Genomic DNA, 20,977 nt, shown 5'->3' with positions numbered 1-20,977 from the left:
GCGCCGACACCATGCCCATACGGAGCCCGTGCCGAGGGACGTTCAGCCAGTTAAAAATTTGTCACCAGACGCAAAAAACGCTGGGTACGAGGGCGCACAAACAAGCGACGGCCGTTGCGCAACGGCCGTCGTGGGGAGGGAGACTTAGAGGGGGGCGGGGGGCTACTCCTCGATGCGCAGCGCCAGCGCGGGGCAGCGGCGCACCGCGCGCACCGCCTGGTTGCGCAGCTGACGGGGCACTTCCATCCGGGCGGAGGACGGATAGCCGTCGATGCCGAGCGTCAGCACCTCGGGCGGCAGGATGTCCGCGCACAGCCCATGGCCCTGGCACAGCGACCAGTCCACCAGGAGCTTCTCCATCGGGCCCCGCTGCTGCCGCTCCGCGCGCGGTGGCGCGACCGCCGGGCCGGGCGGCAGGGCCAGCGGCTGGGTCTCCTCGGGCATCGGCAGTACGCCGATCGTGGGCCGCCCGCAGCCCGCGCCCATCGCATGGGACTCGAACTCCTCGGGAAACGCGTCCAGCGCCGTGGTCACGAATCCGGCCGTGCCATCGGGGTGGCTGCACGCGCCGCGCTTGCGCACCGAGTTGATGTACGCGCGCACATTGTCGATGGACGACTGCCCACCGCCCCGCTCCACCTGGCCGATCGCGTCCGCGAGGGCGGGCAGGCCGATGAAGCAGGGACCGCACTGACCGGCCGTCTCGGCGGCCAGCCAGCGGGCCACCCGCGCGGTCTCGCCGAGCGGGCAGGTGTCCTCGGGGATGGGCAGCACCGCGCCCGCGCCCAGCCGCGCGCCGTACTTCTTCATCGACTCGCGCGAGATGGTGGCGGCGCCGATGCTCTTCGGGTCCAGCCACTTGCCGTGGTAGCCGCCCACCAGCACGCCCTGGCCAGGGGTGAGCCCGCACAGTTCCAGAACGTAGGTCAGCGGCACCCCGGTCGGCGTCTCCATCACGTACTTGCCGCCGACCGTCAGCAGTGTCGTGCCCGGCTCGGTGGGCAGCCCCACCGAGCGGTACGGCAGGGCGCCCATCCGCGCCGCGACGGCGAGCTGGGCATAGGTCTCGGTGTTGGACAGCAGGGTGGGCAGCCCGCCGAGACCGTTCTCGCTGGACCGGATCTTCCGGCCGTTGGGGATGGCCGGGGCGCCGCTGATGCCGTTGATGACGGCGCCGCCCTCACCGGCCACGAACCGGTCGGGCGTCACGCTCACTTCCACCGGGACCCCGCTGGGCCCGCGCTCGGCGATGGCGGCGTTCAGTGACTCCTCGACATCAGGTCGGTGGCAGGCGATGACGACCTCCTCGGCGCCGATCGCCTCGGCGGCCAGGGTGGCACCGTCGATGACCAGGTGCGGGGTGTGCAGCAGCAGCGCGGTGTCCTTGAGGCAACTGGGTTCGCCCTCGCTGCCGTTGACCACCACGTTGCAGCGGCCGCCCGCGCGGCCGGCCGCTTCGACGACCGCGGTGACCTTCTTGGCGAAGGGGAAACCGGCCCCGCCGCGCCCGCGGAGATCGATGTTCTCCGCGAGCGCGACGAGTTCGTCCGCCCTGAGGGCGGGCATCGTGCCGTGCACCGTCAGGTGGCCGACCCGGTCGAGCCGGTACGCCTCGTCAAGACCGGCCAGCAGCCGGGGCGGGTCGACACAGGCCAGCCTGGGTTTTGTCTTGATCACCGGTCCCACCCACGGGAGGCACCGAGCCGTTCACCGTCCCGTCGGCCCGAGTCGGCCGAACGGGGCCGCGGCACAGTGGGCGCGGCGCGCCGGGTGCGGCCTTCCTGAAGGCCGCGGGCGGGCGGATTCCTCACCGAGATGCCGTCCCCTCGATCGTCGTCCTGGCTGCGCCGGGCTGCGAGCCGCATCCACAGCGCGATGGCCACTCCGGCCAGAGCCGCGATGTAGCCGTATGTCGCCCAGATCTTGGCCTCACGTCCGGCCTTCAGACCATGGACCAGCGCGAGGCCCCAGGCGGGGTAGGCGCCCACATGGAGCGCCCGCCACCACCGGTACCGCCAGCGGGAGTTGCCCGCGGCGGCGAACGAGCTGCGGACCGCTCCGGTCACCGCCGCGATGACGAAGAGGTAACCGGCAATGGTTCCGAGCCCGATCAGCACCGGCTGCTTTGCGTCAGCGAACGGTAGCACGATCGAAGCTGCGTTCGTGTGGCTCTCGGCGACCTTCACCCAGATGTGAACGCCGAGAAACAGCAGGCCGGCGACCGCGGCCGCCCGGTGGATGCCCTGGGCGATGAGCCGGTGGTTGGAGTGCAGGATCAGTTGGTCGGTCGCGGCGAGCCCCCACAGCACCGCTGAGCTGAGGCAGACCAGGGCGAGCACCCCGGCGCCGAAGTCGAGGAAGAGGAAAGTCTGGCTGAAAGCGCCGGCGTTGTACGTCACGATGAGGGACAGCACGAAGGTCGCGACGATAGCGTAGATGCGGATGTTCCGGGACCACCCGATACCGGGCTGGTCCCGCCGAGTCCGGCGAGCGGCTCGTCGTCCTCCAGGTGCTTGGCGTCCCCCGTGGCGCCCCTGTGAGGGAGAAGGCGTTTGGGACATGGACATGGAGCCTCCCGATCGCGCGTGTTCCGCGCGGATGACGAGATACGTCAAAGTCGTCTTGGGGGCAGCAGCTTCTCGGAACTACACGTGATCTCCATAAGATTTGTCGTAACGTGACAACTTCTCGTGTATGAACACTGCCCAGACCGTCTACGGCTGATCCACTGTCATCCCGATGGCAAAGACCCGGCAAAGCGCCGGGACCGGTAGGGGCGGGAGTCCTCTATGAGGTAGCGGAGGACCCTCGACTCCCTTTCCGGACCGGATGAACCGGAGACGGAGGCAACCTCCACGGGTCCGACCGACCCCCCAACGGTCGGACCTCCCCCCGGCAAGAACGAGGTAATGATGGGCGAACTGGTGAACCGCATCTGGTCCCGCCCCCGTGGCGAGTGGACCCGCGTGCTGCGCAATGAGCTCCCGTCCCTGGCCGACGAGGTGATCGAGAACCTCCGGCACAGAATTCCGGGATTCGCCGACCTTCTGGAGGACTCTGAGCGTGACAAGGTCCGCTGGGAGGTCGAGCAGGCTCTCCTGACGGCGCTCGGCTACCGGAAGCCGGGCGAGGAGGGCGCCGGGACCCCGGCTCTCTCCGACGCCGCTTACGGTGAGGAGACGCCCACCGACATCCCGCCCGAGCGGGCCCGGCGCGATCTGTTCGAGGCCCTGATCGGCGAAGTCTCGGTGTCCGAGCGGACGCTGGCCGAGCTGTCCCGGGCGGCCCGGTGGCCGCTGCCGGAGACGGTCCAGGCCATCGCCCTGCCCACTCCGGGCGAGGCACCGCCACTGGCCGCCGTGCTGGGAGACACCCTCATCGGCGCCGTCGGCGACGAGCTGTGCATGCTGATCCCCGACCCGGACGCGGACTCCGACCCCGCCCCCGACCAGGGCGCGGAGCGGCTCCAGGACGGCGAACGGGACCCGGACCGGGAAGCGCCCGTCGACTCCGGTACCCGTGGCGCGCTGGAAGCCGCGCTGCGCGGGCGGACCGCCTCCGTCGGCCATGTGGTGCCGCTGAACGACGCGGCGTCATCGGTCCGTTGGGCCCGGCGGCTGCTGACCATGGCCCCCGGCCGTGGCGGGCCCGAACCCCGGGTGCTCTTCGTCGACGACCACCTGTCGATGCTGCTGCTGCTCCAGGACGAGTCCCTCGTCCGGGCGCTGGCCGCGCGCTGGCTCAAGCCGCTGGTCGGGCTGACCCCCCGGCAGAGCGAACGGCTTCAGATGACCCTGCTGGCCTGGCTCGAGGGCGGTGGCGCGCCCGAAGCGGCCAAGGCGCTGAAGGTGCATCCGCAGACCGTGCGATACCGGCTGCGCCAGATAGAGAAGCTCTTCGGCCCGGGCCTGCGTGACCCGCGAATACGGTTCGAGCTGGAGATGGCATTGCGCGGCCGCAGGCTGATGGCGCAGATGGACCGCATCCGGCGCCATGCGTCCCGGGTGAGCCGACGACCCCGCACCGGCGCTGCCCCAGGCGTCCGTCCGCTGGGAATCGCCCGGGAGGCACGCGTCAACGGACTCTGACCACACCGGCGAACACACCGGCACCACCCAGGACTGCCGACCGCGATGGCGCGGTCGGCAGTCCGGTGCGTGGTCGATGAGTGTGCGTGGCCGGTGAGTCAGCGCGGGGACGGCGCCGCCGTGCGGTTCGCTGTGGGGTTCGCCGTGCGCATCGCGGCGTTGAGACCCAGGAGTTCCTTGTACGCGTGGGCACAGAAGGCGCACTCGGCCAGATGGCGCGCGAGCGCGTGGCCACGTACGCCACCGCGCCGCACCGAGGCGCCGATCATGGCGCTGAAGTGGCGGCAGCGGTCGTTCGTGGCGGACTCCAGATGGGACTGGAGATACGACTCCCGCAGCCCCTCACGGGCACGGAAGGCCAGTGAGGTGACCCCGCTGGGGGAGATGCCCAATAACGATGCCACGCGCTGCGGGGGTTCCTCCTCGACCAGGGTGTGCCACAGCACGGTCCGCCAGCGCTCCGGAAGTCTGCGGAAACTGCGGACGAGCAGCTGACGGTCCTCGCGCGCCACCACATGCCACTGGGGGTCGGCCATGGGGGCGTGCTGCCGCCAGGACTCGAAGTCCGCGGTCAGCAGGATCTGGCGGTCGCCCTCGCTCCATTCCAGCGCCGTGTGACGCACGACGGTCAGCAGATACGGCCGCCACGGCCCCCGTGGGCCGCCACCCGCCCTGACGGCCTGGAACGTGCGGATGAACGCCTCGGAGGCCAGGTCCTCGGCGTCATGGAGCGCCCGGCAGCAGGTCCGGGCGTACGAGAGCGTCGCCTGGTGGTGGCGGCGGTACAGGATGTCGCCCGAGGCCGGGCTGGTGGCGCCCGAGGCGTACTCCTCCTTGAGCCGGCGGGTCAGCTCCTGGTCGGAGGGTGCACCGGCGCCGGTGGCGCAGACCCCCCGCACACACGGACCGCCCGGCTCCCGGGTGGCGGGAAGGACCGGACGGTCCGTGTGTGCGGGGTGGCCGGGGTGGTCCCCGGCGGAATCGTCGGCGGCCGCGTCACCCGCGGCCCGGTGGTGCGACGCAGCGCGGCGCGCGCCGACCTTTCGGCCGGCGCGCGCCAGGTGATCATCTGCCATCAGTTCTTGCACTGCTGGCCGCTGTTGATGCAGTCCACAGCCTTCTTCATGAGCTCTTCCGACATCACGTTGATGAAGTCGTCGTGGTCGGTGATGGGCTTGTGCAACTGCTCGGGGAAGCCGTCCACGGCGAACGGGGTGTCACCCGGGTTCTCGTAGCTGATGGTGTTCACCAGCTGCGGGATGGCCTTGAAGCCCTGCGGGCAGGACCCGTCCTCGGCGGCGTTGGCCACGTGGTCACGGTGGTTGGCGCTGTCGATGTTCTGACCGTCCCAGCAACCCTGGAAGTCGAAGGTGCGCAGCAGGTCGCTGCCCTCGGGGCAGAGCGGGTACTTGTCCGTCAGCTGACGGTCCTCGAAGCCGGAGCAGCTCCAGGAGGCGTTGGCGTTGGCATCGCCATTGGTGAAGGCCTTGGCGTCACCGGTGATGATCCGGAGAAACTTCGGCATGGCCTCGACCTTGCTCTGGGCGTTGCCCTTGAACTCGATCTTGGACTCCTTGGGAGTCAGGATCGTGCCGACGTTGCCTTCCTGGCCACCGCCGAGCTGGTTGGCGTCGGCCTCGTCCTTGCCGTCCTGGAGGCGGACCACCGGCCAGTAGTACGTGGACTTGTCGTCCTGGTTCGCGCAGGAGGTGCCACCCTGCTCGAAGGTCTGATTGTTGGCGAAGGCGTCGTTCTTGTCGCTGCCCACGTAGTCGTGCATGTGGTGGGCGCCGTTGGACACGCCGGGGGCGACGATGACGTTGTCGCTGTTGCGCAGGCCCGCCTCGCCGACGCCGCACTCCGAGGTGAAGGTGCCGGCCGAGCCGTTGCCGTTGGCCTGCGGGGCCTGCTCGGCGTTCGGCTGCACCTTGGTGATGTCGACGAAGTCGTCCTGCGCGGGGCCGTTGCCCGCCTGGCCGCCGGCGTTGCCGGGCACGTCGTTGGCGCCCTCGCCGCCCTCCGCCGCGCCGCCCTGGTCGCCGCCCTGCTGCTCGCCGCCCTGTTGCTGCTCGCCGCCTTGCTGCTGGTCGCCGCCCTGCTGCTGGCCCTGCTGCTGTTCACCGCCTTGCTGCTGGCCGCCCTGCTGGCCCGCCTGCTGCGCGACCTGCTGCATCTTGCATTCGCTCATGCCCTGGAGCTGGGAGTTCTCCCCGCCACCCTGGCCCATCGCCTGGCCCATCTGGCTGAGCGTCTGCTGGCGCTGGTCGTTGAGCTTGGTCAGGGCTTCGTCGCCCGAGACCTGGCCCTTGTTCATCTGCTGGTAGGCGGTGGCCACCTGGTTGTCCAGCTCACCCAGGCCCTTGGCGACCTGGGACTGGGAACCCTTCGGCACATCGCCGCTCAGCTTCTGGCTCACGTCGGGGCAGCTGATCGTGCCACCGGCGGATTTGGCCGATACGGCGCCACCTTGAGCGGAGTTGTTGTTGTCTCCGCTTGCTGATGCGTTGGCGGTGATGATCGCGGCCCCGCCGCCGCCCAGTGCCAGGGCGGCGACGATGGCGACCGTTTTGTTCTTGAACCGCCCGCGCTTGTGGGTCTGTTGCCTCATGAGATCACTTCACTTAGTCGTTAGAGGGCGTCGTAGTCGACAAGCCCGGTGTCCTCGAGGACCGTGATGTGGTCGAGAACGATGGTGTTGGCCCTGGTGGCCAGAGACCTGACCATGGAGTTCTTGCTCTGGGCACGAACCTGCGCCACCAGATTGAACACCTTCCCGTGGGCACTGCGCAGGAATTGCGCGAACAAACGCTCGAATTCTGCGCTGCTCGGTGCCTGGGACATCTCGTTCAGCCAGCCCTGCTGCTGGTCGTTGGGCTGGGTGGGCAGGCTGACGCCCAGGGCTTGGGCGACTTCGTTCGTACGGCGGTCGAGTTCGGTGTGGCCGTCGATGAGGTGCTGGCCCGCGGTCTTGACGGCCTCCGTGGTCCCGCGTTCCTTGCCCATCCGCCCGGAGGGGAGTTCCCAGAGGCCGGCGAGCTTGACCTTGCGTACGAAGTCCCGATCGGTCGGCGTGAGCGGTCCGTACTGGGTGGTGACCGTCCCGCCGCCGTCGTCCGAGACACCGTTGGGCAGTACCGCGGCGCTGCTCGAGCTGAACAGGCTCACGGGGATGAGAATTGCCGCGAGCGTAACGGCGAGCGCACCAATGATGAGCCCGCTGCCGATCGTACGGCTGGATGCGATGGATCTGCTCAGGTTTGCTGATCGCACAGCGCCCTCCTTGCTTCGGAGTGACACCGGACGCTAGTGCCTGGTGTGGCACGGTCGTGGAGACCTCATCACTAGTGAATAAAGCCGGGACACGGATCTCTACGTGTTGGTATTCTCCGCGCCCGCGCGTTGGAGACGTGAATTCGCCCCCGGATATACCGGTTTGGGCATCGCTCAAATTTTTTTTCCGCAGCGTTGAGCACATCGGCGGGGCCGTACGTATGGCAGGGAGAACCCCTCGTCATCACCACGACCGGAAGGGCCCAAGCCGTGCGAGCGACCGCGATGAACCCGACGCCGGTGACCCGTGTTTCGCGAATCGTCCCGGGACACCGTTCTGCGCCGAAACCGCCGATGCTGTCACCGGCCTGGGACCGGAGCCCGACGCCACGGGAGCCCGTACCCCACGAGCCCGCCGAGGAGGGGACGGGCGCCGCGGTGGTCCGACTGCTCCCGGGTGGCCGGGGTCTCCCACCGGACGGTGACGCCGAAGCGGGTCCCGCTCCGGGCCGTCTCTCCTCTGCGCGTCGCCCCTTCAAGCCTGTCCTCTATATAGGGGAGAGGCGTTATAGGGGAGAGGGCCCGTCCGGGCGGCCGCCCGGCGGACCCGAAGCCGCGTAGGCCGTACGGCCCCCGCACCCGGGTCCGCTGACCGGCCGTCATCGTCGGTTTCCTGACGTATGACACTATGCCGAGCGGTTTTCGACCACCTCTGACCTGCTGATACGCCCCACCCGCGGCGCAGGTAGCGTGTGCCCGGTCAGCCGGTCGTGCAGGGTGCAACAAGAGGTGGGACGTGGCCGCGGTGCGAGAGACAGTGTCGAAGCGGGTGGCCCAGGCGCGGCGGGAGTTGCCCGGCCACTACGCCCATCTCTTCGACGGGCGGCCCGAAGTGGACATCTCCACCACCGAACTCCGCCCCGACCAGGCGGTCCAGCTGGCCACCGCGTATGGCTACCGCCACCAGCGCACCCGGGGTTCCAAGTCGCTCCGCTACCGCGTCTTCGTACCGGACCACGACGCCGGGGCGCAGCGGGAGGCGGTGCCGCCCGGCACCCCCTTCGAGGTGGCCGCCCGGCATCCGGCCTTCCATGACCGCAGCGCCCGGGCCGCCCGGAACCACGCCGAGATGATCGAGCGGGAGCGCAGCCTGGTCAAGCTGGTCCCGGCCATGGCGGTCGTGCCGTTCGTCGCCATCTGGCTGGTGGTGCAGCTGGTGCTGACCGGCAAGCCGGTGCTGCTGCTGCCGATCGTGTTCTTCGTCCTCCTGGAAGTGGCGCTGATCCTGATGGTCCGCGCCGGCCGGCGCAAGCAGCGTGTCCTGGAGGTGCAGGCCGAGTGGCTGATGCGCCGCTACCCCCCTGATGGCTTCCCCGACGGCTCCCTGCCCGGTGTGTGACGACGCCCCCGCTGCCCCTGATCGAATGATCGCTACTATGGCGGTGTTCAGCGGATAACGAAAGCCGATCGCGTCGACGCACTGTCCGGCCGTACGCGTCCGGCGAGACGGGCGGTGGGACATGCGGGAGTCGGCGCGGAAGCGACAGGCGCGGATCACGGACCTGGTGGAGTCCCGGGGCATTGCGCGGATCACCGATCTCGCGGATGAGCTGGGGGTTTCCGTCGTCACCGTACGGCGGGACGTCGAGGAGCTGGCCCGCCGCGGCGAGGTGCGCCGCGGTCACGGGGTGGCCCGCTCGCTCCAGCCGATGGCCGCGGAGTCCACCGCCACCGGAGACACCGTCGGCATGGTGATCCCGGAGCGCAACACCTATCTGACCGAGGCCGTGCAGGCGGCCCGGGAGGTCGCCGAGAAGGCGGGGCTGCGGCTCGCGCTGCACATCGCGGCCGACGAGCCCGACGCCGAGCGCACCGCGGTGCGCTCGGCGCTGGAGGCGGGCGCGCGCGGCCTGGTGCTCTCGCCGCACTGGCGCACGGCGGCCGAGGCGGCGCGGGATCACTCCTGGCTGCGCGCCCTGGACGTCCCCGTGGTGCTGATGGAGCGCCGCCCCGAGCGCGGCAGCTCCCTGTATGAGCTGGACTGTGTGCGCTCGGACCACGCGTACGGGGTGCATCTGGCGCTGGGGCATCTGACCTCCCTCGGCCACCGGCGCATCGTGCTGGCCGCGCGCGACGACAGCCCGACGGCCAGGGTGATCCGGTCGGAGTTCGCCGAGCAGACGGCGGCCCGGGGCATCGCCGAGGGCTGCCCGACCATCCTCAGCTCGCGCACCGCGGGCCCCGATCCGCGTGCCGACGACGCACGGGCGGCCGACCTGGCGGACACGCTGCGCAGGGCCGGGGCCACCGCGGCGCTGATCCATGGCGACATGGAGGCGCTGGTGCTGGTCCAGCGGCTGCGGGAGGCCGGTGTCGAGGTGCCGCGGGACTGCTCGGTGGTCGCGTACAACGACGTGGTGGCCGATATGGGCCAGATCGCGCTCACGGCGGTCGCCCCGCCCAAGGCGGAGGTGGGCAGGGCCGCTCTCGGGCTGCTGATCCGGCAGCTCGACCACGCCCGGGAGGGCCGGTGGCCGGGGGCCGCCCGCCACCTTGAGCTGCTGCCCGGCTTGGTGGCCCGGGATTCGACGGTCCCGCTCGCCTGATCCGAGCGTCTGATCGTTTGACCGCTTTGGTTTCTTCTGTTCGATGTATTGACGGTATTTCCGTCAAGCGATCAGGATTCCCCCTGACTCCACCGCTCCACCGCGAACAGGGGAGGGTCCATGCCTGGCCACAGACGCCCAGGACGCCCGGCGACCGGACGCCGGACGACAGCCGGAACGACGACGGCACTGATCACATTGCTCGCCCTCCTGCTGGCCGGCTGCTCCGGCGGCGGAGCGGACACCGCCAAGAACGGCCCCGTCCACCTCACCTTCTGGTCCGCGCTGCGCGGCAGCCAGGAAGTGGTGGACGCGTTCAACCGCACCCACAGCAACATCAAGGTCGACTTCGCCCAGGTCCCCTCGGGGGAACAGGGCGGCTGGGCCAAGCTCAGCAACGCCGCCCGCGCGGGCAACGCCCCCGACGTGGCCACCATCGAATACCCCCAGCTGCCCGGCTTCACCATCGACGGCGTGCCCCGGGACATCAGCAAGCTGCTGCCCGACTCGGTGCGCCGCAAGATCCTGCCGCAGGCGCTGGACCTCACCACCTTCGACGGGCGCACCTACGCCGTACCGGTGGACATCGAGCCGATGGTGTTCCTGTACCGCAAGGACATCTTCACCAAGAACCACATCCCGGTCCCCAAGACCTGGGCGGAGTTCGAGAGTTCGGCCCGCGCGCTCAAGAAGGCCCAGCCCCGTTCCCGTATCGCCAGCCTCTTCACCACCGGCGGCACCCTGTACATGGCCGCGTACGCCTGGCAGGCCGGGGCCAAGTGGTACGACACCTCCGGCGACACCTGGCGCGTCGCCATGGACGACGCTCCCACCCGCAAGGTCGCGGACTACTGGCAGCGCCTGAAGGACGACGACCTGGTGCGCGTGGAGCCCGGGTCCAGCCAGCAGTGGCGGGCCCATCTGCGCAGCGGTGAGACGGCCGGCTATCTGGCGGGCGCCTGGGCCGCGGGCTCGATGATGGCATCCACCCCCGACGGCAAGGGCAAATGGGCCGTCGCGCCGGTGCCGCAGTGGGACGCGGCCAAGCCGAAGGTGAGCACCCAGGGCGGCTCGACCTTCATGGTCACCAAGGACAGCAACCATCCCAAGGAGGCCATGGAGTTCATCTCCTGGATGGTCACCAGCCCCGCCGCCCTGCGCGCCAAGCTCTCCAGCGGTGTCAGCAGCGCCTTCCCGTCCGTGCCCGGGCTGGTCCCGGTGGCCCGTAAGGAGATGGACACCAGTTACTTCTCCGGCCAGGACATCTTCGGCCTCTTCGACGAGCAGGCCAAGCTGATCGCCCCCACCTGGAAGTGGGGACCGCGGATGGTGTCGACGACCACCTCCGGTGACGACGGCCTCGCCAAGGCCGGTGTCGGCAGCGGCAGTGTCCTGGAAGCCCTGCGCGATGCTCAGAACCGGACGATGCCCGATCTGAAGAGCCTCGGCCTGTCGGTCACCGAGCGCTGACCCCCGTCACCCGCGCCGCGGCTTCCCGCGCGGGCTTCCCTTCACCTTGAGCCGAGGTAACCCATGAGTACCGTCATCTCCTCGAAACGGACGGCGCCGCCACCGGCGGCCGCCGCCGAACCGCCCTCCAGAACCGGCCGGCGCCAGCAGCGGATCGCCGCCGCCGTGCTGCTGACCCCCTTCACGGCGCTGCTCGTCGCCGTGTTCCTGGTCCCCGTCGGGTACGCCATCTACCTGAGCTTCTTCGGCGAGGACCACGAGGGGCTCGGCTTCGGCGGCGGGCGTACGGTCTTCACCGGGCTGCGCAGCTATCTCGCGGTGCTCCAGGACCCGAGCTTCCTCACCGGGTTCGGCACCATCGCCCTGTACTGCGTGATCTTCGTTCCGCTCGTGGTCCTCAGCGCCCTCGCGATCGCCCTGCTGCTGGACTCGGGCCTGGTCCGGCTGCGGCGGACCGCGCAGATGCTGCTCTACTTGCCGCACGCCGTGCCCGGCATCATCGCGGCCGTCCTCTGGCTGTACCTCTACACCCCCGGGCTCAGCCCGATCATCAAGGTCTTCGCCCAGGCCGACATCACCATCGACTTCCTCGGCCTGCACACCGTGCTCCCGTCGATCGTCAACATCGCCCTGTGGAGCGGACTCGGCTACAACATGATCATCTTCTACGCCGCGCTCCAGGCGCTGCCGCGTGAGGTGATCGAGGCGGCGACCATCGACGGCGCGGGCGGCATCCGCACCGCGCTCCAGGTCAAGGTGCCCATCATCCGCGGCTCCCTGGTGATGGTGTGCATGTTCTCCCTGATCGGTGCGCTCCAGCTGTTCACCGAGCCCATGCTGATGAACCAGGCCACCCCGATGGTCAACTCCCGCTTCACGCCCAACATGTACATCTACGACGCGGCCTTCCGCCGCAACAACTACGGACTCGCCTCCGCGGCCTCGGTCATCCTCCTGATCGTCACCTGCGCCCTGTCGTACGCCGTGACGCGCTGGTCGGGCCGCCGGGAACGGAGCGCGCGATGACCACCACCACTCCGAACAGCACCCTGCGCACCCCCAGAGCCGGCGGCCGGTCCCGGCTGACCAGCCGCGGCGTGGCCAACGCCGTCGTCCTGATCGCGGCGCTCTACACCCTGCTGCCCGCCCTGTGGCTGCTGTTGGCGTCCACCAAGAACGCCAACGCCCTCTTCGGCAGCGACATCCTCTCCTTCGGCAACTTCTCCTTCGCGAGCAACCTCTCCGACCTGTTCGCCATGGACGGCGGGCTGTACGGCGAGTGGTACGTCAACAGCCTGCTGTACGCGGTCGTCGGCGCCCTGACCGGCTCCCTGATCAGCGTCGCCGCGGGCTACGCGTTCGACAAGTACGAGTTCCGGCACAAGGAGAAGCTGTTCGCCCTCGTGCTCACCGGCGTCATGGTGCCGCCCACCGTCCTCGCCCTGCCGCTCTACCTGGTGGCCTCCGGGATCGGCATGGTGAACACCTTCTGGGCGGTCTTCATCCCCGTCCTCTTCAACCCGTTCGGCGTCTACCTCGCCCGCCTGCTCAGCAGTGGCTACGTACCGAACGAGGTGCTGGAGGCGTCCCGGGTCGACGGCGCGGGTGAACTCCAGACTTATGTGCGCGTCAGCCTGCGCATGCTCGGCCCCGGCTTCGTCACCGTCTTCCTGTTCCAGCTCACGGCCATCTGGAACAACTTCTTCCTTCCCATGGTGATGCTCTCCGACCAGCATCTGTATCCGCTCAGCCTCGGCCTGTACACCTGGAACAGCTCCGCCACCGTGTCGCCCGAGTACTACCCGCTGGTCGTCATCGGCTCGCTGCTCGCCGTCGTACCGCTGATCGTGGCGTTCGTGATGCTCCAGCGCTACTGGAAGTCCGGACTGACCGCAGGGAGTGTCAAGTGATCGCATCGCAGCCGCCGCAACCGCAGCCGCCGTTCGGCCCTCGCCCGCGCGCCGCCCTGGCCATGGCGGCACGTACCGCCCGCCAGGTGCTCGGCTCCGGCGCGCTGGACCGGCTCTCCGCACTCCTCGACCTCGATCCGCAGCTCGTCCTCGACGACTTCACCATCCCCGCGGCGCGCCGCGTCCTCGCCGACGCCGAACTTCTGGTCACCGGCTGGGGCTGCCCGCCGCTGGACCGCCGTGTCCTGGATGCCGCGCCCCGGCTCCGCGCCGTCGTCCACACCGCCGGGACGGTACGCCACCACATCACCGACGCCTGCTGGGAGCGCGGCATCGCGGTCTCCTCGGCGGCCGCGGCCAACGCCGTACCCGTCGCCGAATACACCCTCGCCATGATCCTGCTCTCCAACAAGCGCGTCCTCGCGATGGCCCGCGACTACCGCACCGAACGGCGCACCGTCGACTGGAGCGGGCGCTACCCGGGCGCGGGCAACTACCGCAGAACGGTCGGCATCCTCAGCGCCTCGGAAATCGGCCGCCGGGTGATCGCCCTGCTGGAGCCGTACGACCTCGACGTCCAGCTGTACGACCCGTACGTCACGGCGCAGGACGCCCGGGAGCTGGGCGTACGGCAGGTGGGGCTGCGGGAGCTGTTCGCCACCAGCGACATCGTCAGCGTGCACACCCCCCTGCTGCCCGCCACCCGCGGCCTCGTCAGCAGGGAGCTGCTGGCCGCCATGCCGGACGGCGCCACCCTGATCAACACCGCGCGGGGGGCGGTGCTGGACCAGGCGGCGCTGACCGACGAGGTGGTGGCGGGACGCCTCCACGCCGTCCTCGACGTCACCGTGCCGGAGGTCCTGCCGGCCGAGTCGCCGCTGTACACCTGCGACAACGTGCTCCTCACCCCGCACATCGCCGGATCGAAGAGCGGTGAGCTGCGGCGGCTGGCCGACCTCGCGATCGGCGAGGTCGAAAACTACGTGGCGGGGCGGGAGTTCGCCCATCCCGTACTCCACGATCGGCTGGACCGCTCCGCGTAACCACCCCGCCGTACGGCCGCCCCGGACAAGGAGACCCACCCCCACATGTTCGTACTCGACCTCCCCGAAGACGACCGCTCCCTCAGCCCGCACACCGGATACACCCGCGCCCACTGGGAACCCGCCGCCGACGGACTGCTGCGGGCCGCGCTCCGCTTCGCCACCCCCCACCACGCGCTGCTCGACCTGCCGGGGCCGCCGTCCCAGTCCGGTGTCCGCTCCGACGGGCTCGAAGGGTTCGCCCGCACCTTCCTGCTCGCCGCGCTCCGCGGCGCCGGTGCCTACGGCAAGGACCCGCACGGCTTCCTGGAGCGCTACACCGAGGGGATCGACCACGGCACCCGCACCCCCGGGCGGGACGACGCCGAGTCCTGGCCGCTCATCGGACACCACGGGGTGCAGGGGCAGCCCATGGTGGAGTCCGCCTCCATCGCGCTCGGGCTGCGCCTGACCGCGCCATGGACCTGGGACGCGCTGACCCCAGACGCCCGGGACCGCACCGAGGAGTGGCTGCGCGGCGCGCTGCGCCACGCGCCCGCGCCCAACAACTGGTACCTCTTCCAGCTCACCGTCGCCGGTTTCCTCGAATCCGTCGGACGCGGCGACGCCGAAACGGCCCGCGCCATCGACCGCCCGCTCGGTCTGCTGGACGGCTGGTACCAGGGGCAGGGCTGGTACTCCGACGGCGACGGGCGCGCCTTCGACCACTACAACGGCTGGGCGCTGCACATGTATCCGCTGCTGCACGCCCATCTCGCCGGGGACCGCGCCCTCTCGGACCGCCTCGGCCCCCGCCTCGAAGAATTCCTCGACGGCTTCGCCCTGCTCTTCGACGCGAACGGCGCGCCCATCCACCACGGGCGCTCCCTCACCTACCGCTTCGCCGCCGGAGCCGCCGTGGCGCTCGGCGCGCTCACCGGCCACACCCCGCTCGCACCCGGCACCACCCGCCGCCTCCTCAGCGGAGCGCTCCGCCACTTCCTCGACCGCGGCGCGCTCAGCGCAGACGGCATCCTCGGCCTCGGCTGGTACGGGCCGCACGCCCCGACCGTGCAGCGCTACTCCGGACCCGCCTCGCCGTACTGGGCGTCGAAGGGCTTCCTCGGCCTGCTGCTCCCGGCCGAGCACCCCGTATGGACCGCCCCCGAGGAGGCCGCCCGGCCGAAGGGCCCGACCGGGCGCTCGCACTGCCCGCCCCCGGGCTGCTCGTCCAGACCACCGCGAGCGACGGCCTGGTGCGGCTGCACAACCACGGCAGCTGCAAGGTGCGCCCCTGGGAGGCGGAGCGGCCACCCGCCGAACCCCTCTACGGGCGGCTCGCCTACTCCACCCGCACCGGTCCCACCAGCGCCGACAACATCCCCGACAATCACATCGCCCTCCAGCTGCGCGGTGTGCGCAGCGACCGGCTGCGCATCGAGCCGCTCGCCGCGGGCTCCGGCTGGCTGGCCTCCTCCCACACCCCGCTCTTCCCGCCCGGCGGCCCCGTCCTGCCCGCGGCGCGCCTGGACAGCCTGACCCTGGTGCGCGGCAGGCTCGAATTGCGGGTCCACCGCACCGTGAACATCCCCGCCGGGACCGCGGTCCACCACACCGGGTGGGCCATCGCGCTGCCCCCGGGCACGGCCACCGAGACCGAAGCGACCGACGGGGCACCCGAAGTCACCCTCGTCGGGGCGGAGGTCACCGGCCAGCTCCTCGGCCTGCACGGCTGGGACACCTCCCGTACGGTACGGGCGCCCCGGGGCACCGCGTACGGAACCTGGGCCCTGGTCCCCGAACTGACCGGCACCGTGGGCGAGGACCCGTCCGGCACCCTCTTCGCCGCGGTCGCCTCGCTCACCGGCGACCCCGGACCGGCCCCGCTCACCGGGCTCGCCGCGGTCGACGTCGCCGGACACACCGTCACCGTGCGCTGGTCCGACGGCATCCGTACCGTCGTGGACTTCGGCGACGGGGGAGCGCATACCGCCCCCACCGTCAGGGAGGAGAGCGCGTGAGCCGGCTGGGCATCTGCTCGGTCACCCTTCGCCACCTCGACCCGGCCGCGGTGATCTCCGCCGTGGCCGGTGCGGGCCTGGAGTGCGTGGAATGGGGTGGCGACGTCCATGTGCCCCCGGGCGATACGACCGTCGCCCGGGCGGTGCGCGCGGCCACCCTGGACGCGGGGCTCGCCGTCGCCTCGTACGGCTCGTACTACCGCGCCGGGCACACCGACCCGGGGGAGTTCGACGCCGTGCTGCGCTCGGCCGTGGCCCTGGGGGCGCCCCGGGTGCGGATCTGGGCGGGCGTCACGGGCACCGACGCGACACCGCCCGAAGGGCGCCGCGCGGTGGTCGAGGACACCCGGCGCGCCGCGGCGCTCGCGGCGGACGCGGGCGTGGAGCTCGCCTACGAGTTCCACCGCAACACGCTCACCGACGGCGCCGCCCACACCCTCCGGCTGCTCGACGAGGTTGGCCGCGCCGAGGTGCGCACCTACTGGCAGCCGCCGGTCGATCTGCCCGACGCGGAGGCGCTGACCGGGCTCGACGTACTCGGTGACCGGGTCGCCGCCGTCCACGCCTTCTCCTGGTGGCCCGGCACCACCCGGCTGCCGCTGACCGCGCGCGCCCCGCTGTGGCGCCGCGCGTTCGAGCGGCTGAGCACCGAGGGCGCCGCGCCTCTGGATGTGTTGCTGGAGTTCGTCCCCGGGGACGACGAGCGGCTGCTGCCACGGGAGGCGGCGACGCTCAGGGCCCTCGCCGCCGTATGAGCGGTGCCTTACGCGGGCCGGGTGCGGGCGGATCAGCCCGCACCCGGTGAGGACGCCGCACCTGGTGAAGACGCCGCGCCTGGTGAGGAGCCGAACGCGCCGTTCTCCTCGATGGTGCCGCCGAACTTGCTCCGGAACGTCTTCATGTTCTTCGTCGGCGACGACGACAGTGCCCAGCGGTTGCCGACCAGATAGACGCCGCCGTACATCTGCGCGGTCTCCAGCCAGTCGCGCTGCGCCTTCATGCTGATGAAGTCGAGGAAGAGGAACTTCCCCTTGGAGTTGCGGCAGACCGCCTGCCGGTAGTCGTCCACCTTGGTGGTGAAGTCCGGCTTGCAGCCCGCGGACTTCGCCAGCTGTTCCACCCGCGCGGGTTTGGGCGCGGTGCTCGCCTCGCCGCCCGGCCCCGCCGTCGCACTCTTGCCACCCTTGCCGCCCGTCCTGGCGTCCGCCGAACCGCCGCCGCCGTCGCCGCAGCCGGCGGCCAGCAGCACGCTCGCCACCGCCAGCACCGGCGCGATGCGCCGACCGGGGCGGCGCCGCGTTCTGACCGGGTGGGGTGAAGCTTCCATCAGGCTCCCTCTCGTTCTGGTTCGGCCGGGGCGTGCGCACACCGCTGCGTACCTCACGCCCAGGGGTACGGACGAGCGGAAGCGGTTGTTCAGTGCGCCGTACCCATTGACACCTGACTTCCAGCGGGTATGTTCTGGCCATCGAAAAATGGCTTCCGCACTACGGAAAGTAATTTCCGGAGTTCCGGAGCGTGTGAGGAGGGCGGCGCCGGGGTGATCCCCCCGACCCGGATCCGCAACGTCCCCGAAATCGCGGCGCACCACCCTCGGTGAACCGCCCTACGTGAACCGCCCTACGTGAACCGCCCTACGTGAACCGCCTGACGAAGATACGCCCGCTCGTCCCCCGGAGCGCCCGATGACCTCACCGACGCCAGGACCCGTCCAGCCCGACCCCCGCCTCTACAACGAAGACCTCGCGCCCGCGGCAGAGCGCAAGTGGGGCACGTACAGCATCTTCGCGCTGTGGATGTCCGACACCCACGCGATCAGCAACTACGCCTTCGCCGCCAGCCTCTTCGTCCTCGGCCTGCCGACCTGGCAGGTCTTCCTCTCCCTGCTGGCCGGCATCACCATCGTCCACTGGTTCATGAACCGCATGGGCCACGCGGGCCACCGCACCGGCGTCCCCTTCCCCGTCCTGGCCCGCGCGAGCTGGGGCGTGTACGGAGCCAATATCCCCGCGCTGATACGTGCGGTGATGGCCGTCGCCTGGTACGGCATCCAGACCTGGCTGGCCTCCGAAGCCGTCGTGCTGCTGGGTGTCCAGGTCGCCCCCGGCCTCGCCGCGTACGACCACAACTCCTTCCTCGGCCTCTCCACGCTCGGCTGGATCGCCTTCCTCCTGATGTGGGCGCTTCAGGCGGTGCTCCTCACGCGCGGCATGGAATTCATCCGCAAGGTGCAGGACTTCGCGACCGGCCCGGTCGTCTGGCTGGTCATGCTCGTGCTCGCCATCTGGCTGGTGGTCAAGGCGGGCGGCGACATCTCGCTCACCGCGAGCCTCACCGGCCTCGGCGGAGGCGAGCAGCTGCACCAGAGCCTGATCGCGGTCAGCCTGACGGTCGCCACCTTCCTCACCCTGGTGCTGAACTATGCCGACTTCGCCCGCTTCACCCCCGACCACCGCTCCTATCGGCGGGGCAATCTGCTGGGGCTGCCGGTGAACTTCACCGCCTTCGCCCTGGTCTCGGTGCTGATGACGGCGGGCACCATCTCCGTGTTCGGGCAGGCGATCTCCGACCCGGTGCAGGTCATCGCGAAGATCGACAACCCGGTGGTCACGATCGTCGGCGCGATCTCCTTCGTCATCGCCACCGTGGGCATCAACGTCGTCGCCAACTTCGTGTCCCCCGCGTACGACTTCGCCAACCTCGCCCCCAAGTACCTGAACTTCAAGCGCGGCGGCATGCTCACGGCGGTCCTCGCGGTCGTCGTCATGCCGTGGAAGCTCTACTCCAACCCCGTCGTCATCCAGTACTTCCTGGGTGCCCTCGGCGCCTTCCTCGGCCCGCTGGTCGCGATCCTGCTCGTCGACTACTACTTCGTACGTCGAGGGCGCATCGACATCGACGCGCTCTTCTCGGCCGACGAGGCGGGGGAGTACTACTACCGCAAGGGTTTCAACCCGGAGGCGATCATCGCCTTCGTCCCCGCGGCGGCCGTCGCCGCGGTCCTCGCCCTCGCGAAGGCGTTCAAGGACGTCGCCCCGTTCTCCTGGGTCTTCGGCCTGGCCGTGGCCGGGGCGATCTACTACCTGCGCACCGCGAAGGACCGCAAGGGCGGCGAGCCGATGGCGGACGGGCCGATCCGGTCGCGGTCCGTGAAGAGCGCTGCCTGACGCGTTACCGGGGGTGCGGCGGCGTGGTGTGCGGGAATGCGGGGAGATGGTTTAGCGTTCAACCAGACATCGGTGGCCGACCCGACCGCTGAGCACCCGCAGGGAGGAGAGCGTCATGCCCGCCGTGACCGTCGAGAGCACCGTGCAGCTGCCCCACGTCCCCGCCCCCGATCCGCAGACCGCCCCGCCGCGCCCGGTCCGCTCGGTGACCGGCGCCCCGCGCGGTTTCGAAGGCGAGGGCTTCCCCGTCCACCGAGCCTTCGCCGGGGCCTCGCTGCGCGATCTCGACCCGTTCATCCACATGGATCAGATGGGCGAGGTGGAGTACGCCCCGGGCGAGCCCAAGGGCACCCCGTGGCATCCTCACCGCGGCTTCGAGACCGTCACGTACATCATCGACGGTGAGATGGAGCACCAGGACTCCAACGGCGGCGGAGGGCTGATCGCCGACGGCGCCACCCAGTGGATGACCGCCGGTGGCGGCATCCTGCACATCGAGACGCCCCCGGAGCACCTGGTGGTCTCCGGCGGTCTCTTCCACGGCATCCAGCTGTGGGTGAACCTGCCCCGCGCCAACAAGTGGAACCCGCCGCAGTACCAGTCCATCGAGGGCCCGCAGGCCGCGCTGCTCTCCTCGCCGGACGGCGGGGCGCTGGTGCGCGTCATCGCCGGAGAGGTGGCCGGGCACCGGGGGCCGGGCGGCACCTTCACCCCGATCACCATGATCCACGCCACCCTCGGCCCTGGCGCCCGGCTCGACCTGCCCTGGCGCCCCGACTTCAACGCGCTCGTCTACTCCCTGTCCGGACGCGGCACGGTCGGTGCCGAACAGCGCCCGCTGGACGCGCATGAGCTGGCCGTCTTCGGTCAGGGCGGCTCCCTGAGCGTCGCCGCCACCGAGCGCCCGGACAGCCGCACCCCCAACCTCGACGTGCTGATCCTCGGCGGTCGGCCGATCCGCGAGCCCGTCGCGCACTACGGCCCGTTCGTGATGAACACCAAGGCCGAGATCGCCCAGGCGGTCGAGGACTTCCAGAGCGGACGGCTCGGCGTGATCCCGGCCGGGCGGATCCCGCACACCGACCCCGCCACCGGCGGTGGTGACGCGGAGCGGAACTAGCGTCCGGGACGTACGGTGTCCGGAGTTCGGCGGACACCGTACGTTATCTGTCAGCTGTCATCTGCTCCTTGTCGCATGTCAGTTGACAGCCGTCAGCTGATAGTTGTCAGTCGTCAGTCGTGAGCCGACAGCTGCGCACCGCACACCGTCGCCTGTGCCCGGGCGGCCAGGGTGCGCCGGTCGTCGGTCCCGCACGCGGGCAGCAGCGGCGGGTGGGTGTGCACCCGTACCGTGAGCCCGGTGGCGCCGGCCACCCGGCGCAGCGGGGTGCCGAAGTCGTCCTCGCCGACGAAGGCGGCCACC

General features: G+C 70.5%; 16 protein-coding genes and 2 pseudogenes. 11 read left to right on the top strand and 7 right to left on the bottom strand.

The window, feature by feature from the left end:
* Positions 1-162 precede the first annotated feature (162 nt).
* Both SSOG_RS03575 and SSOG_RS03570 read right to left on the bottom strand, forming a co-directional pair.
* Positions 163-1,677 (bottom strand): NADH-quinone oxidoreductase subunit NuoF family protein, encoded by a 1,515-nt coding sequence (locus SSOG_RS03575; protein ID WP_106516588.1) that lies wholly within the window; start codon positions 1,675-1,677, stop codon positions 163-165.
* The gene (locus tag SSOG_RS03570; protein WP_234365212.1) at positions 1,674-2,414 is read right to left on the bottom strand and encodes a ferric reductase-like transmembrane domain-containing protein; all 741 of its coding nucleotides are present in this window, start codon (positions 2,412-2,414) and stop codon (positions 1,674-1,676) included. Before SSOG_RS03570 ends, SSOG_RS03575 begins: the two co-directional genes overlap by 4 nt.
* A 495-nt stretch (positions 2,415-2,909) precedes the next feature.
* Between SSOG_RS03570 and SSOG_RS03565 the strand changes: the two genes are divergently transcribed.
* Entirely contained in the window at positions 2,910-4,088 is a 1,179-nt protein-coding gene (locus SSOG_RS03565; RefSeq protein ID WP_009712838.1) for a PucR family transcriptional regulator, read from the top strand.
* 98 nt (positions 4,089-4,186) lie between these two features.
* On the opposite strand, the gene SSOG_RS03560 is transcribed toward SSOG_RS03565, so the two are convergent.
* Genes SSOG_RS03560 through SSOG_RS03550 form a run of 3 tightly spaced genes read right to left on the bottom strand, consistent with a single transcriptional unit; the run spans position 4,187 to position 7,253 of the window.
* A complete protein-coding gene (locus SSOG_RS03560) occupies positions 4,187-5,164 on the bottom strand; it encodes an RNA polymerase sigma factor (protein ID WP_106516345.1) in 978 nt (325 codons plus the stop codon).
* On the bottom strand, positions 5,164-6,696 hold the full coding sequence (locus SSOG_RS03555; RefSeq protein WP_009712836.1) for a DUF1996 domain-containing protein: 1,533 nt from the start codon (positions 6,694-6,696) through the stop codon (positions 5,164-5,166). The genes SSOG_RS03560 and SSOG_RS03555 overlap by 1 nt, the downstream gene beginning before the upstream one ends.
* A 20-nt stretch (positions 6,697-6,716) precedes the next feature.
* Complete coding sequence (locus SSOG_RS03550; RefSeq protein ID WP_324618107.1) at positions 6,717-7,253, bottom strand: DUF4142 domain-containing protein; 537 nt, start codon at positions 7,251-7,253, stop codon at positions 6,717-6,719.
* 910 nt (positions 7,254-8,163) lie between these two features.
* On the opposite strand from SSOG_RS03550, the gene SSOG_RS03545 reads away from it, so the two are divergent.
* The 8 genes and pseudogenes from SSOG_RS03545 (at position 8,164) to SSOG_RS03510 (ending at position 17,142) form a co-directional block, all read left to right on the top strand.
* Complete coding sequence (locus SSOG_RS03545) at positions 8,164-8,757, top strand: hypothetical protein (RefSeq protein ID WP_154685885.1); 594 nt, start codon at positions 8,164-8,166, stop codon at positions 8,755-8,757.
* A 121-nt stretch (positions 8,758-8,878) separates the two neighbouring features.
* Positions 8,879-9,964 carry a LacI family DNA-binding transcriptional regulator gene (locus SSOG_RS03540; protein WP_009712833.1) on the top strand — a complete coding sequence of 362 codons (1,086 nt, stop codon included), beginning with the start codon at positions 8,879-8,881 and terminating at the stop codon, positions 9,962-9,964.
* A 120-nt stretch (positions 9,965-10,084) separates the two neighbouring features.
* On the top strand, positions 10,085-11,434 hold the full coding sequence (locus SSOG_RS03535; RefSeq protein WP_009712832.1) for an ABC transporter substrate-binding protein: 1,350 nt from the start codon (positions 10,085-10,087) through the stop codon (positions 11,432-11,434).
* 63 nt (positions 11,435-11,497) lie between these two features.
* The gene (locus tag SSOG_RS03530; RefSeq protein WP_009712831.1) at positions 11,498-12,460 is read left to right on the top strand and encodes a carbohydrate ABC transporter permease; all 963 of its coding nucleotides are present in this window, start codon (positions 11,498-11,500) and stop codon (positions 12,458-12,460) included.
* Positions 12,457-13,344 carry a carbohydrate ABC transporter permease gene (locus tag SSOG_RS03525; RefSeq protein WP_039936478.1) on the top strand — a complete coding sequence of 296 codons (888 nt, stop codon included), beginning with the start codon at positions 12,457-12,459 and terminating at the stop codon, positions 13,342-13,344. Before SSOG_RS03530 ends, SSOG_RS03525 begins: the two co-directional genes overlap by 4 nt.
* 62 nt (positions 13,345-13,406) lie before the next feature.
* Positions 13,407-14,387 carry a hydroxyacid dehydrogenase gene (locus SSOG_RS03520; RefSeq protein WP_050800259.1) on the top strand — a complete coding sequence of 327 codons (981 nt, stop codon included), beginning with the start codon at positions 13,407-13,409 and terminating at the stop codon, positions 14,385-14,387.
* Positions 14,388-14,432: 45 nt separating this feature from the next.
* Positions 14,433-16,387: pseudogene (locus SSOG_RS03515) on the top strand (DUF2264 domain-containing protein).
* Complete coding sequence (locus SSOG_RS03510; RefSeq protein WP_039936477.1) at positions 16,384-17,142, top strand: sugar phosphate isomerase/epimerase family protein; 759 nt, start codon at positions 16,384-16,386, stop codon at positions 17,140-17,142. Before SSOG_RS03515 ends, SSOG_RS03510 begins: the two are co-directional and overlap by 4 nt.
* A 32-nt stretch (positions 17,143-17,174) precedes the next feature.
* Here the strand turns inward: SSOG_RS03510 and SSOG_RS46585 are convergent, their stop codons facing one another.
* Entirely contained in the window at positions 17,175-17,714 is a 540-nt protein-coding gene (locus SSOG_RS46585; RefSeq protein WP_050799752.1) for a hypothetical protein, read from the bottom strand.
* A gap of 358 nt (positions 17,715-18,072) precedes the next feature.
* Here SSOG_RS46585 and SSOG_RS03500 point away from each other — a divergent pair, with 358 nt between their 5' ends.
* Together SSOG_RS03500 and SSOG_RS03495 are read left to right on the top strand one after the other, a co-directional pair.
* Positions 18,073-19,554 (top strand): NCS1 family nucleobase:cation symporter-1, encoded by a 1,482-nt coding sequence (locus tag SSOG_RS03500; protein ID WP_009712825.1) that lies wholly within the window; start codon positions 18,073-18,075, stop codon positions 19,552-19,554.
* Between the two features lie 115 nt (positions 19,555-19,669).
* Positions 19,670-20,674, top strand: coding sequence for a pirin family protein (locus SSOG_RS03495; protein ID WP_039936476.1), 1,005 nt, complete (start codon positions 19,670-19,672; stop codon positions 20,672-20,674).
* A gap of 113 nt (positions 20,675-20,787) precedes the next feature.
* On the opposite strand, the pseudogene SSOG_RS53210 reads toward SSOG_RS03495, so the two are convergent.
* Positions 20,788-20,977, bottom strand: a pseudogene (locus tag SSOG_RS53210) (lysophospholipid acyltransferase family protein); the annotation flags it as partial.

This window comes from Streptomyces himastatinicus ATCC 53653, assembly GCF_000158915.1.
Taxonomy (GTDB): Bacteria; Actinomycetota; Actinomycetes; order Streptomycetales; family Streptomycetaceae; genus Streptomyces; species Streptomyces himastatinicus.
The sequence above is the reverse complement of the archived record's forward strand: the minus strand, read 5'-3'. Positions and strand labels throughout refer to the sequence as shown.